Genomic DNA, 13,548 nt, shown 5'->3' on the forward strand with positions numbered 1-13,548 from the left:
TTAAAATTGCAACAACTTATCCCTAAAATACTCATACTGTTTTCGTCTCAATTCAATCTCCTTCGGAAGACCTTGGATAAGATCAGATGTTAAGGTATCGAATTTGTCTAGTATGTTAACGATTTGCTGTTGTTGTTCTAAATCAGGAAGTGGAATCAGAAAATTCTCCATATCCTTAGCATTGATACGGATAACTTTTGTTCCAGTGACCTTTTTTTCTTTCTGACTTTGGAAGGGGACGGATTTAAAGAAGTAATTCAGGTATCTGGCATTTTGCGATGTCTGAACGATATAGGCATCACCTGACACACCAATCTCCTCCGTGCCTTCCCAAACAACCGCCTTACCAACATCCTCAACATTTTCTGATGTTGTCGCCATCACTATGTCATTAGGCTTGGCTTTTTTCAGTTTATCAAAGACTGTCTGACTGGTAAAAGAAATGGTATCTTTAGTTGAAAACCCGTATCTGGTGTAAATCTGTCCATAATGAATAACAGGATACCCCTCATCAATAAAATCTTTCTTCTGCAGACCATTGCCTCGCGTGAAATCACAAATAGCACCCAACGATACACGTATTGGTCCAAACACCCACTGCAAGAGCCTAATTAGGTCTTGTCTGTACTGTACTGTCCTGTCAGTATACACGCCTTCGGCGGTGAAGGTCAAGAGCTTATCTCTAAAAAATTCGTACTGTTTTTGACGAAGCTCAATCTCTTTGGGTAGACCGATATTGAGGTCATTACAAACTGTATCGAAATTGTCGAGCACTTGGACGATGCGGGATTGGATAGCCAGAGAAGGGAGGGGGATTTCTATTTTGTCCAGAATAGCCTGTGTCAAACTCGGTCTAGTTGGATTAGTCGATAATCTCTCTAAATCAACAGTTGTCAAATAATGGTAAAAATATCTCGGCATCATCTGACTGTCATCAATCTCGGTGTAATAGATTGTATCGACATTCCAAAAAGGTTTATCAAGATAGAACAGATTAGATATTAAGCCTTTTCTAGGAATCAAAACAGTCGGTTTGTCATACGCATAATCAGAGACAAATTCTCCCATCTCACCACCACTACCATAAACTGGCACTTCTCCAGACGGCAAACTTTTCCAATCCCGACCATTTTTCAACCTTGCCACCTCCCCTAGCGTTTTCCACTGGACAGTGTAAACCTTATTGTTCGCCCCCCCCATACTTTCATCATCAAAACTTAGGAGTTTATCTCTAAAATAAGAATATTGCTTCTGTCGGAAGGTCAATTCTGCGGTCAATTCTGCGGTCAATTCTGTAACATAATCAGTGAATTTGTCAAGTATTTTGACGATTTCTTTTTGAATATCTTCATGGGGAATAGCAATATTAAGGTTTTCTAGCTTAGACTTGTTCAGAGCTGGTATACCATCAAAAGTACATAATTCCTCAATTTTTTTAGAATTATTTTTCAAAAAATAATACAAATAGCGTGGTAACAGCTTCTCCGAGTCTTTAACAGTTGCAGAATAATTGAGATTCCCTCTAAAATATTTTCCTTCATTCCACGAAACATAGCCAACTCCTGCTCCCCTAGAAGTAATTCCTATTGGATCATCTTCCGTATTGAAAACATCTACATATCCCAAAGGTTCTTTCCCACTATTGATAACTGGGTAATCTCCAGAATTATTCTGTATAAATGTTTTATTAACCGACTGCCCTGTTTTTACAACACAGACCTTTCCCAACTCTTTCCACTCTACTCCGTCAGGACAAAGCTCTTTTATCATTTCATCAATGTAGGTCATATCAGCTCAACTCCTCGACAATCTTATCAATCTCTGCTCGTAAGCGGTCAATATTTTTCACGGTCTCCGCAATTTCTTTATTAAGAACATCAATATCAATTTTCTCACGCGTATCCTCTTTTTCCACGTAGGTAGATACAGAGAGATTGTAGTCAGCTTCCGCAATTTTTTCTTGGGAAATAAGCTGTGCGAAATGGTCTTCATTCTTCTTATGCTCAACACTTGTCAAGATTTTCTCGATATGCTTCTCTTCCAAGACATTGTTATTGGTTTCTTTTTTGAACTGATGACTAGCATCAATAAAGAGAACATCTGTTGTTGCCTTATTTTTAGCAAGGATAAGGATACATGTTGCAATAGATGTCCCGAAAAAGAGATTATCAGGCAACTGAATAACAGCCTCAACAAAGTTTCCGTCTACCAGATACTGACGAATCTTTTGCTCCGCTCCACCACGATAAAAAATCCCAGGGAAGGTCACAATAGCCGCTCTGCCTTTATTAGACAAATAAGAAAGGCTATGCATGATAAAGGCAAAGTCTGCCTTAGACTTGGGTGCCAGAATTCCCGCTGGTGCAAAACGGTCATCATTAATCAGCGTCGGGTCATCGCTACCAATCCACTTAATAGAATAAGGCGGGTTGGACACAATAGCATCAAAGGGCTTATCATTACCATGCTTAGGATCCAGCAGCGTATTACCACGCTCGATACTAAACTTGTCATAGTTGATATTATGGAGGAACATGTTCATCCGAGCCAAGTTATAGGTGGTCATGTTAATCTCCTGACCGTAAAAACCATCCTCAATGATATGCTCTGTAAATTGTTTTTTGGCTTGAAGGAGGAGGGAACCTGAACCACAGGCAGGGTCATAAATCTTGTTGATTTTATTTTTCTCATCCTTACCCAGCATGACGATACGAGCTAACAGACGTGACACACTCTGTGGTGTAAAAAACTCGCCACCTGACTTCCCTGCATTGGAAGCATAGTTTGAAATCAAGTACTCATAAGCGTCCCCAAAAAGGTCAATATGGTTGTCCTCAAAATTCCCAAAGTCAAGACTAGCAATACCTTCTAGAATAAGGGCTAGGCGTTCATTACGCTCTGGGACGGTACTTCCCAGCTTATTACTTCTGGTGTCCACGTCGTCAAAAAGACCTTTAATATCATTTTCACTGGCATAACCCGTAGCACTCGCCTCAATGGCATCAAAAATGTCCTTGAGTTCCGTATTTAAGTTGTCATTACTACGAGCTGTTTTCACAACATTGGAAAAAAGCTGCGCAGGCATAATAAAGTACCCCTTTGTCTTAATCGCATCATCCTTAACCTCAGGTGTGATTACTTCATCCGGAATCTCCTCATAGTTGAAGTCCTCACCACCCTCGATATAAGTCTTGAAATTTTCACTGATAAAACGGTAAAAAAGGATTCCCAAAATATATTGTTTGAAATCCCAACCATCTACCGCACCACGGACATCATCTGCGATTGCCCAGATTTTGCGGTGCAACTCTTGCCTTTGTGCTTGTTCTGACATCTTCAAATCCTCACAGTCTTTAATATTTCTATTATACCATTTTTCCCTTCTTCTTACACGTTTCCTCAAGGGGTTTGGGGCTTTGCCCCAAGTGTTAAAATCCATCACCTAAAGGAGCCGTCTGCTCACTTTTGGTAGTGGATTTTTTGCGATAGTATGTATACACTATCTGAGCTCGCAAAGACCTAAAATTATGTTTTAGTATCAATTCTAAATTCCCCGTGCCAGACACGGTGGCTGACATTGTCAGACAATCATTTTTTAGAAGGACATAAGAAAACCGCAGATAAATTCCTGCGATTTCATTTACTTATTTAATGTTTAGTAGACTTCTCTTTTAGGTTAACTGAGAGTCCCTTTTCCAATTCATCCAATAATTGAGTTATCAACTGACCAAGTTCTATAAAATTCTGTTGTGAAATATTTCCAACCTGAGTTGAAAACTTAGCAATCCTATTAATTGATCTGCCAATCTGAATGAATCGCTCTGTCAGTTGCTCATACTCTGGAAAATTAATCGTCCATGATTCAATCTCTTGGTTAAATAATTTCTTTCTGGCAAAAGCGGAAAAGTTTGACTCTTTTTCATTAGCCATTAGTGCTAACAATCTTTTATTCTCATCCTCAGTCAAAAAGACTTGCTTCACGATATTTTTAATTCTATTTTTCATTCATCCACTTTTGATAGTAACCTCGCCTTTTTCGTTTTATGGTATTTAAGGAACGATTTTTCATATTTTTCAATCATTTGAACACTGTAAGTCATAGCTCGTAATGCTTGAAGATCCTGAGATTTCTCTGCTATCCTTGCTAACTGATTGATATTATTTTTAATTCGCCTCAAAGAAAATATCAAGTCTTCAAATGAAGTTTCATCAAATACCAAAACAATAGGGAATTTCTTAAATAACATTTTCCTAGCATAGTTAGAAAAATTCCTTAAACCTGTATAACTGATAAGGTAGTTTAGCGTTTGATTCTGCGATTTTGTGATATAGAATTTTTTCAGAACTGTTCGATAACGCTCAACCACAATAAATTCTCCTTGTGTATTTTTCTGCCTGAGACACATCGTATTCCCTCAAATATTCTACAAGTTCCTGATAACCTTGCAACAGCCTTTCTTCTAAATTTGGGAAGTCATTTTCTCTACTCTGGATAATAATTTCTAATTGATTGACAATTTCTCTAATTGAGAAACTATAATCCAGGGTTTCTTCCTCATACTCTGCTTTTAACCCTTGATACCGTTGTAACTCTTCTTCTGATTTAAAACCAGCGACTAGCATATTCTCCAATTGATAATATATTGTCATTCTACTCTCCTTATCCCTTTTGGTAAAACTTTCTAGCATTTTCATGAGCAATTACCTTAGATTCCAATAATCGCTCATCTTTTAGGCGCTCCATAGAGCTCATTAAATAGGCTAATGGTGACTCTACATCATTAGGAATACGATCTATCATTCCCAAGACTTCATCAGAAGTCATATAGCCTTCGCTTAAAAACTGTCCAATCGCCATTTTTTGCTTATGCGTTAGGGTGTAATTATAGGGGTAAATAAAACGATCGTTATATCTATCCGCAATCACTTGCAAAAGGGAATAATACTCTGGTTTGAGATAAGTTGTTGACTGATCTTCTGTCTCTCTAGAACTATTATCTAGTATATTCTTATTCTCTTTCTGGTTCTTGTTCTTAATCTGTTGCGTTACTTGACCGTTACTTTCCGTTACAGGTAACATTTCTGTAACGTTACATTCTATTGATAAACTATCTTGCCCACTTACTAGAGCTTTTTGCTTTTGACGATGACGAGCCACTCTTTCTCTTGTTTGTTTACGAATTTTTTCTAGACCATCAATATTCTGATGTTTCTCCCATTTAGGAATTGTGACTGCTCCATCCACAAAAGCAATCATTCCAAATTGTTCAAATGTTTTCAGAGCCAGCTTCACAGTCGTTGACTTTCTCCTAAAGACTGTAGTTAACATCTCTTCTGTATAAAAGACCTTATCTCCTAGAGCTAAGACTCCACTGTAATTCTGTTTACTTGCTAAAACGAGTAGTTTAAACCAGATGACAATTAAAGTATCTCCTTCGGGCATTGACTCAATCAACTGTATTTTTTCATCATCAAAGATATCTGTAGTAATCTTAATCCATTGTACTTCACTCATACGTGTACCTCCTATCTTTCATATTGCTTTAGCCATCTAGTGACAGCTCGTTTATCGTACAGAGTCACCCCATCAATGACCATTGTAAGCATTCCTTCTCGTGTCCATTTTTGAAGGGTTGTCGTTGATACATCAAGCCACCTAGAAAGAGCTGCCATCCGAACCATAGGTTTGTATAGTTCTTTATCTTCTAGCGCTCTTTCAATAGCTGTAGAGACCATTTCATCATAATGTGCCCTTAACTGTTTTTCCAAAACTTTGGGAAGTTGAACAACTAAAGTCGCTTCTTCAGACATATTATTACCTCGTTTCCATTTCTCAATTAAATAAACTCCGAAATTTTGTATATTTTATTATACATTTTAAATTATAAATACTTTTTGTATTCTTGTCGAGTGGTATTATACTTTTTGTATTAAATATGGTAGAATATCAATTAGGAGGAATCTATGACTAATAATATAGCTAAACTTATAGAAGAAAGTGGCAAAAAAATAAAAAGTATCAGTGAAGCGCTAGATATATCCTACCCAACACTATCTAGCTATAACCAAGGAATACGAAAACCTAAAAAAGAGAATGCTCAAAAGTTAGCGGATTATTTTGGTGTCTCAGTGGCATACATCCTTGGAATTGACGAAGAAAAGTACGCTCCGTCAAATTTAAAAATCGTCACTGATAGTTTCAAGACATCTGAAATTACTTCTGTAACACCTTTTAAAAGCGATATGGAGAAGCTTAAGAAAGGAATCGAACTAGGAGAGATTCATTTGTCTATGCCCTTAAATGAAGGCTTCTCAGACGATTTTAGGCGCATTTTAGCGCGCTACTTGATCAATCATGAGGAAGAATTCATGAAAACTTTCACTAAACACATGAATAGTTTAAAACGAGAGTCAGAAATTTGGCAAACCTGGATTCAGACTGAAGAATACCGAATTAGACAAGAAGACCGACACAAAAAATAAACGAACAGTTTCTCAATTACATAAGCTCCGAAAACTTAGAAACGGAGAACTGTTATGTCTGTACACAAGTACCAATCTACAAAAGGAGTCACCTATTTTGTTAAAGTTTACCTTGGTCTAAACGACTACGGTAAGAAAAAATATTATACTAAACGAGGATTCAAGACGCGCAAAGCTGCCAAAGCTCATGAAACTGCTGTTAATCATCAGTTGAATAGTGGAACTTTTGTCCATATTACTGCTCAAACAACCTACACTTACCAAGAGCTTTATCAAAGGTGGTATGAAGCTTACAAAGATACTGTTGAAGCAACTACTGCAGTCAAAACTGCCGACCTCTATCGCCTACATATTCTTCCTGTTTTTGGAGAAAAGAAAATTTCAAAAATCAGTCCTTTAGACTGTCAATCCTTCATCACTGACAAAGCCAAGACATTCAAAAACATGAACAAATCAAATCTTATACTTCTAAAATATTTGAATTTGCCATTAATATGAATTATATTGAACGAAATCCTATGAGCAAGGTTATTATGCCTAAACTCAAAAAAACTGTCAGTGAGAACTATTGGACAGTTAACGAGTTGCATCATTTTTTGACAATCATTTTAGAAAATGAACCTTATAAACATTATGCACTATTTCGATTACTAGCATACAGTGGGTTACGAAAAGGAGAGCTCTACGCCCTCAAATGGGAAGATTTTGATTCTGAGAATCAACTATTAACAGTCAGCAAAAGTTTAGGAAGAATAGATGGTCATGCCATTGAAAAAGGAACTAAAAATACATTCTCTGTACGCTCTATATATCTTGATGATGAAACCTGTTCTATCCTCAACAAATGGAAACAGGAAACTAGCAGAGAAAAGTGGCAATTATCAGTACAACCTCTTTCTCTCGACAAAGAATTTATGTTTACATACTGCAACCGAGATGGTGAGATAGAACCCTTACACGCTGACTATATCAACAATATTCTAAAACGTATTATACGTAAGCATAATCTTAAAAAGATTAGCCCACATGGGTTTAGACACACTCACGCAACCTTGATGATTGAAATGGGAATTGACCCAGTCAATACTGCTAAACGCTTAGGCCATGCAAGCAGCCAGATGACTTTAGACACTTATAGCCATGCTACAAAAGCTGGTGAAAAACAGTCAATTACAAAATTTGCAGAGTATCTTAATAAGGCTAAATGAACTAGATTTATTGCTCAGCCTCATATTGACCAAAAACCAAGTCTCGAAAGATTACCAAAAGGATTACCAAAGCACTTTTTTCATCAAAAAAAGCACCTTGCGAAAACTTCGCAAAGTGCTCTGAAACGTTGATATAACTGAATATTAACGTTTTGAGAATTGTGATGCCTTGCGGGCTTTTTTAAGACCTGGTTTTTTACGTTCAACCATACGTGCGTCACGTGTAAGAAGACCAGCACGTTTTAATGAATCGCGGAAATCTGGATCTACTTGAAGAAGCGCACGAGCGATACCATGACGAATCGCACCTGATTGTCCACCGTATCCACCACCAACAACGTTTACGAAAACGTCGTATGAACCTTCAGTTGATGTAACTGCAAAAGGTTGGTTGATGATCAAACGTAGGTCAGCATGTGGGATGTATTCTTCTACATCTTTTTTGTTAACAGTGATTTTACCAGTACCTGGAACCAAACGAACGCGTGCAACAGCGTTTTTACGACGGCCAGTACCTGCATATTGTGCTTGTGCCATTATTTAATGCTCCTTTCCTCTTAGATAAGTCCTGAGATGTCAAGTACTTCTGGTTGTTGTGCTGCATGAGTATGCTCACTGCCAACGAAGACTTTCAATTTCATACCTTGTGCACGTCCAAGAGTGTTATGTGGAAGCATGCCTTTAACTGATTTTTCAATCAAGCGAACTGCGTTTTTAGAGCGAAGTTCACCAGCAGTGATTGATTTCAAACCACCTGGGTACATTGAGTGAGTGTAGTAAACTTTATCAGTCACTTTTTTACCAGTTAATTTAACTTTTTCAGCGTTGATAACGATAACGAAATCACCTGTATCAGTGTGTGGTGTGAAAGTTGGTTTGTTTTTTCCGCGAAGTACGCTAGCAACTACTGCAGAAAGACGCCCAAGTGGTACATCAGTTGCGTCAACAACGTACCATTTGCGTTCAACTTGGCCTGGTTTAGCCATGAAAGTTGTTTTGTTCATGATTTCTCCTATACGAATTCGTAATATTTGTTTACAGGGTGATGGGTGTTCCGTCCCATCAAAGGTATTTGGAAGGTTCCGGGGCCTTTCAAATGGGGTAAACAATACCGCCTACTATAATATCAAACTTAACAGGCTCTAGTCAAGTGCTTTAGCTATTTTTATTGGATTATTTTTTCCGTTTTTGGGGGAATGGCAGAGCTGCTCTGCTAATATTAGTGACAATCATCAGCTTCCCAAAAGAGGTCATCCAGAGTCTTGTCTAGTACACGACAAATGGCAATGCAAAGATTAATCGTTGGGTTGTAATCTCCCTTTTCAACAGCCGCAATGGTTTGTCGGGATACACCTACTAAATCTACTAGAGCTTGTTGAGACAAATCCTTGCCTGCACGCGCTGCTTTTAATTTGAGGTTCTTCATTCATCTGCCTCTTTAGCATCCAGATAATGACGATAGAGAATACTAGCTCCCATACTAAGAAGCGTTATTCCTAACACCATTAGAGATCCGCTACCACCTGCCTTGAAAAAGCTTTCCATTTTGATTGGCGGTGCCATCATCTCTGTTACCGCCAATCCTATAATGACCAAGCTCATCGCTGTTGCTATCATCCCCATCAATGTTCCTTGCTTTCCAAAGCGTCCATCTACAAATGGAGAAGTCCCGTTGAGGTTACAATAAGTGGTTTGAACAGCCACCCCTCCCCATAAAGCCAACGTAAAGAGGAAGCTTGCAGATACCAGCCCCTCCGAGAATCGGCTAATAAAGAGTGACAGCCAGGCAACCCCAATCATAAACCAAAACCCAATAGTGTATCCTTTGAGAAGAATCTGTTTTTGGCGTTCATCATATTTGGGCAGCTTCTGATAGTCCCTTACCTTAGGATCTAGTACTTCTTTGCTATCTAGTCTAGTTTGGAGCTTTTTCGCTGTCTTTAGTCCCCATACCAACAATATGAGAAGGCTAGTCAATACAAGGGCTGCGCCGCCAAATAAGTAACGTTGAAAACTGGTTTTAGCCAGCAGTGTCGCTACTAACACAACTAGATCCATCACTGCTGTTATGACAATGAAACCCCGTTGCGACTTAACGAGATTTTGTTTGCTGTCAAGCATGATTTATTTCTCCTTTGATGTTTTATGTGACATCAAATAACTTATTTTAGTCTTTTTGTCAAATATACTTTACACACCTGACTGATTTAGCCATTCAAAAAAGGATTGAAAATTTCTCTTCAATCCTTATAAGGGATCAACGGGACTTCTGCCCAATAACAAAAACTGCCAAGGTATTAGGACCAACGTGAGCTGAGATAACTGGCCCCAGTGGCATCATGAGAACGTCACTAATATTCTCACGCGCCAGCAACTGTTCTCGTAACTTTTCGGCACTATCCTGATCGCTAGTATAAGAAACAATAACCGTTGAATCGGCAATATCTTTTTCCACTTGAGCCACCATTTCTTTGATGGCTTTTTGACGGCCCCGAATTTTTGCGATGGGCACCAATTTCCCTTCGGCATCAATCCACAGAAGAGGTTTGATACTAGCTAGACTACCAAAAAAAGCAGAACTTTTTGACAGACGCCCACCACGCACCAGATGAAAGAGGTCATCGACCAAGAAATAAGTGCGCAAGCGGGGCAAGATAGTTTCAATCAGACATTTCGTTTCACTTATCGTTTTGCCACTGTCTCTGGCTTCCGCCGCTAAAATGGTGAGGTAGCCCTCTCCTCCTGCGGCAGCCAAGGTATCAATAATTTCAATCACTGCATCGGGGTAATCTTCTAATACCATATCACGTGCCATCACCGCACTTTGATAGGTTCCCGAGAGAACAGATGAAAATGCTAAGTAGAGAAGGGGGGTCTTGTGCTTGGCATGCTCTCGAAAAACGTTTTCAAACTCCCCTACATTAATCTGACTGGTTTGAGGTTGACTACCTGCCTTCATTTTTTCTAAAAGGCGCTCACTACTAAGACGATGAGGACCAACAGTCTCATAAACTTTCCCATCACACGTAATGGTTAAGCCCATGAGGGCAATATTATGGTCGTCTGCCCAAGCAGGATTCAAATCCGCTGTAGAATCGGTCATTAAAGTAAAGGTCATTAGCATCTCTCCTAGTCACTTGTTTATATTTAGTTTGATGATCAAATTATTATCGCCTTATTCTATCAAAAAAACTCGCACTTGGCGAGTATAAACTGATTAATCATCTAAATGTGTCATAAACGCTTTCAATTGATCCATTTGTCTTTGATCAAAAGGTCTCAACTTAGGTGTTTTCATCTCAATAGCTTGAGACATTTTATCCAAATCAGCTTTGACAGTATTAACCCTTTGTTCTAATTCTTTGGCGGTAACGCGAAGAGCTCCTTGGGAAAAAATAGTCCACTGCTCATTGAGATCACTGGTTGCAACTTCTACTAAGTGAATAGCCGTGTTTAGTTCCGCAGCCGTGCGCTCAATATAACTATCTGCTGTTTCTTCCTCTTCTGTAAACACTACGGAAACTTTGTAGTGATCATAACGCTGCCTTAACCCTGGCACATACTGGGCATCAAAAACACAAATAATGTCACTATTCTCAAAATGGGCATAATGATTAAGTTTTGTTAAAAGTGTGTTACGTGCCTGTTCTAACTGGTTGGTCTTAAATAATTGACGAGTGGACTGCCAAAAGGCAATCATATTGTACCCGTCAACTAAGAGAATTCGTTTTTTCATCGCTTAAGGTCTATTTCGGAAAACTTCGTACATCAAAATTGCTGCTGCCACACTAGCATTCAAGCTTTGAACATGACCATTCATCGGAATGGTAATCATTTCGTCCACCTGTTTTTTGATATTGGCAGAGATTCCTTTTCCCTCATTGCCAATAATCAAAGCTAACTTTCCACTAGTATTCCAACGGTCAGATGGTGTTCCATTCATGCCTGTGCCAAATGTCCAGAATCCTTTTGCTTTCAACTTATCCAATGTCTGCCTAAGATTCGTGACACGAGCAATTGGAACATGCTCCACAGCTCCTGTTGAGGTCTTCGCAACTACCGGTGTCACACCTACGGCACGGTGTTTAGGGATAATCACTCCGCACACATTGGTCGCGTCAGCTGTTCGTAGAATGGATCCCAAATTGTGAGGATCTGTTAAACCATCTAAAATCAAAATCAAAGGATTGTCTTCTTGCTCTGCTTTTTCTAAAATCGTATCCAACTCGGTATAAGCAAAGGCCGATACTCTAAGGACAAACCCTTGGTGAACAGCTCCTTCTGTCATTTCTGATAAGATTTTCTTAGGCGTCCATGAAATGGAAACTTTCTTCTCGGCGGCTAAACACTTGATGTGATCAACGTTTTTCCCTCGTAAATCTTCTTGGATATAGAGTTTATTTCCTGTATTGGCTTGGAGACTTTCTGTCACAGCATGGACACCGTAGACAATGTCATTTGGTTCAATAGTATCTTTATCTTTCATAGTTCTTATTATACCATGAATGCTTCCAAATAAATGATTCTGTCTGCTTATTTTCGTTTAGAGACTTTCTGAATCACAAGAAACAAGCTCAAAGCAACGACTGCCACTAAACCTGATAAGAGCCATGGAAAGCCTTTTTTAGGTTCTGCTTTATCGTCTTCACGGTCTGTTAACATTTTATCGTCTTTGTCATCAGCCACTTCTTTACTTGTAGTCGTTTTAGAAACATTAGCCTTTTTAACAAGCGCTTTTGAAGTTGTCACGTGTTGATTAGCATTGGTACTTGACACCTGATTGGTTGAGTCTGATTGTTGGCGACCAGCTGTAGAGTTCCCAACTACTGCTGTTGTTGTATTAACTTGGTTTGGTTGTTGAGCAGTTGAGGGCTTTTTTTCATTGCTTGCTGGAGATTTTTTAGCTTTACTCTGGTCAAAGTGAACTGATGCTGATTGGCCGCTGGCCACTGTTTCCTTATCTTGAACACTAACTGCAACCCGATAATCATTGCTCTTTTGACCACTTAAATCAAACCAAGCTGTGAAGCGACGTTGCCCTGGGTTCATCGTATAAACCCAACTAGTAATGGTATTGCCATTGGCATCTTGAAGCATAACAGTCGCTTGGGCCGAATGACTGACAGGTTGGCTGGTTGCAATTGTGGCATCAATATAAGGTTCTGTACCACGCATAGTAGCCTCTACGCTGACCTGACTAACAGATGTTTCTGCTGTTACCTTATCTGTCTGTCCATCTTCAGCACGCACAGCATTAGGCATGCTCAAAGAGAGACCTGAACTAATCAGCAAAGCTGCCGAGAATAAGGTAAGTGATTTTTTCATAGATGTCATGATAAGGATCTCCTCTTTTTTCATTTTTACTCTTTCATTATAATTTATTCGGAAATTTTTGCAACAGTTTTATGTCTTTTTTGTTAAAAATATTTCAATTATGTTACAAATATGTCTTTAAATAGTCAAAAAGTACCCATAAAGGTACTTCGATTTATTTTTCAACCCATTCTTTAATGGTTTCTTTATGATCAATCATGCTTTGAAGGGCATATTCTAAAACAAGAATGATAAAAAGTATCAGAAAGCTGCCCACTAACACACCTTAAAAACGAATAGTTAAGATAGAGTTTCTAAACGATAGTAAATGGAGCGAACTTGAAAGGCTAAAAATCCTAGCAGACCTAAGATTCCTAAGGCAACATCAGCCATTGCCAGAGCAATTAACATCACAAGCCCCGTCGATAGGGTTTCGCTTATTGGCTTTAAAAATGTTGCTAGCATATTCTTCTCCTTTTCAGTAATAATGATTAGTGTGCTGGTGACTTACTGACAACTCGTGATTTCCTGATGCCTTTAGAAT

General features: G+C 38.7%; 17 protein-coding genes and 1 pseudogene. 2 read left to right on the forward strand and 16 right to left on the reverse strand.

Features of this window, described 5'->3' with window-relative positions:
• The 7 genes from EL097_RS01335 to EL097_RS01365 all read right to left on the reverse strand — a co-directional run bounded on the left by EL097_RS01335 (position 1) and on the right by EL097_RS01365 (position 5,811).
• The gene (locus tag EL097_RS01335) at positions 1 to 1,788 is read right to left on the reverse strand and encodes a restriction endonuclease subunit S (RefSeq protein ID WP_129544911.1); all 1,788 of its coding nucleotides are present in this window, start codon (positions 1,786 to 1,788) and stop codon (positions 1 to 3) included.
• 1 nt (position 1,789) lies between these two features.
• On the reverse strand, positions 1,790 to 3,334 hold the full coding sequence (locus EL097_RS01340) for a type I restriction-modification system subunit M (protein ID WP_003046534.1): 1,545 nt from the start codon (positions 3,332 to 3,334) through the stop codon (positions 1,790 to 1,792).
• 314 nt (positions 3,335 to 3,648) lie between these two features.
• Positions 3,649 to 4,005 carry a hypothetical protein gene (locus tag EL097_RS01345; protein ID WP_003046531.1) on the reverse strand — a complete coding sequence of 119 codons (357 nt, stop codon included), beginning with the start codon at positions 4,003 to 4,005 and terminating at the stop codon, positions 3,649 to 3,651.
• Positions 4,002 to 4,367, reverse strand: a complete 366-nt coding sequence (locus EL097_RS01350) for a plasmid mobilization protein (RefSeq protein WP_003046529.1) — start codon at positions 4,365 to 4,367, stop codon at positions 4,002 to 4,004. Before EL097_RS01350 ends, EL097_RS01345 begins: the two co-directional genes overlap by 4 nt.
• Complete coding sequence (locus tag EL097_RS01355) at positions 4,360 to 4,650, reverse strand: DUF5962 family protein (RefSeq protein WP_003046526.1); 291 nt, start codon at positions 4,648 to 4,650, stop codon at positions 4,360 to 4,362. The genes EL097_RS01350 and EL097_RS01355 overlap by 8 nt, the downstream gene beginning before the upstream one ends.
• Positions 4,651 to 4,660: 10 nt before the next feature.
• Positions 4,661 to 5,515 carry a phage replisome organizer N-terminal domain-containing protein gene (locus EL097_RS01360; RefSeq protein ID WP_003046524.1) on the reverse strand — a complete coding sequence of 285 codons (855 nt, stop codon included), beginning with the start codon at positions 5,513 to 5,515 and terminating at the stop codon, positions 4,661 to 4,663.
• 11 nt (positions 5,516 to 5,526) lie between these two features.
• Positions 5,527 to 5,811, reverse strand: a complete 285-nt coding sequence (locus EL097_RS01365; RefSeq protein WP_003046520.1) for a hypothetical protein — start codon at positions 5,809 to 5,811, stop codon at positions 5,527 to 5,529.
• 153 nt (positions 5,812 to 5,964) lie between these two features.
• Between EL097_RS01365 and EL097_RS01370 the strand changes: the two genes are divergently transcribed.
• Both EL097_RS01370 and EL097_RS01375 read left to right on the forward strand, forming a co-directional pair.
• Positions 5,965 to 6,483 (forward strand): helix-turn-helix domain-containing protein, encoded by a 519-nt coding sequence (locus tag EL097_RS01370; RefSeq protein WP_003046517.1) that lies wholly within the window; start codon positions 5,965 to 5,967, stop codon positions 6,481 to 6,483.
• A gap of 54 nt (positions 6,484 to 6,537) precedes the next feature.
• Positions 6,538 to 7,691: pseudogene (locus EL097_RS01375) on the forward strand (site-specific integrase).
• A gap of 144 nt (positions 7,692 to 7,835) precedes the next feature.
• Here the strand turns inward: EL097_RS01375 and rpsI are convergent.
• From rpsI to EL097_RS10535, 9 genes are all read right to left on the reverse strand, one after another.
• Positions 7,836 to 8,228, reverse strand: a complete 393-nt coding sequence (rpsI, locus tag EL097_RS01380; RefSeq protein ID WP_002982716.1) for a 30S ribosomal protein S9 — start codon at positions 8,226 to 8,228, stop codon at positions 7,836 to 7,838.
• 20 nt (positions 8,229 to 8,248) lie between these two features.
• Positions 8,249 to 8,695, reverse strand: coding sequence for a 50S ribosomal protein L13 (gene rplM / locus EL097_RS01385; protein WP_003046514.1), 447 nt, complete (start codon positions 8,693 to 8,695; stop codon positions 8,249 to 8,251).
• Positions 8,696 to 8,910: 215 nt separating this feature from the next.
• A complete protein-coding gene (locus EL097_RS01390; protein ID WP_003046511.1) occupies positions 8,911 to 9,117 on the reverse strand; it encodes a helix-turn-helix transcriptional regulator in 207 nt (68 codons plus the stop codon).
• On the reverse strand, positions 9,114 to 9,812 hold the full coding sequence (locus EL097_RS01395) for a hypothetical protein (RefSeq protein WP_003046508.1): 699 nt from the start codon (positions 9,810 to 9,812) through the stop codon (positions 9,114 to 9,116). Before EL097_RS01395 ends, EL097_RS01390 begins: the two co-directional genes overlap by 4 nt.
• A 136-nt stretch (positions 9,813 to 9,948) precedes the next feature.
• On the reverse strand, positions 9,949 to 10,809 hold the full coding sequence (locus EL097_RS01400; protein WP_003046505.1) for a DegV family protein: 861 nt from the start codon (positions 10,807 to 10,809) through the stop codon (positions 9,949 to 9,951).
• Positions 10,810 to 10,908: 99 nt separating this feature from the next.
• Entirely contained in the window at positions 10,909 to 11,427 is a 519-nt protein-coding gene (locus tag EL097_RS01405; RefSeq protein ID WP_003046503.1) for an NYN domain-containing protein, read from the reverse strand.
• Positions 11,428 to 11,430: 3 nt separating this feature from the next.
• Positions 11,431 to 12,177 (reverse strand): 23S rRNA (guanosine(2251)-2'-O)-methyltransferase RlmB, encoded by a 747-nt coding sequence (gene rlmB, locus EL097_RS01410; RefSeq protein WP_003046501.1) that lies wholly within the window; start codon positions 12,175 to 12,177, stop codon positions 11,431 to 11,433.
• Between the two features lie 47 nt (positions 12,178 to 12,224).
• Complete coding sequence (locus tag EL097_RS01415; RefSeq protein ID WP_003046497.1) at positions 12,225 to 13,025, reverse strand: hypothetical protein; 801 nt, start codon at positions 13,023 to 13,025, stop codon at positions 12,225 to 12,227.
• A 279-nt stretch (positions 13,026 to 13,304) separates the two neighbouring features.
• Complete coding sequence (locus tag EL097_RS10535) at positions 13,305 to 13,469, reverse strand: hypothetical protein (protein ID WP_003046491.1); 165 nt, start codon at positions 13,467 to 13,469, stop codon at positions 13,305 to 13,307.
• Positions 13,470 to 13,548: the final 79 nt, after the last annotated feature.

The organism is Streptococcus canis (assembly GCF_900636575.1).
Lineage (GTDB): Bacteria > Bacillota > Bacilli > Lactobacillales > Streptococcaceae > Streptococcus > Streptococcus canis.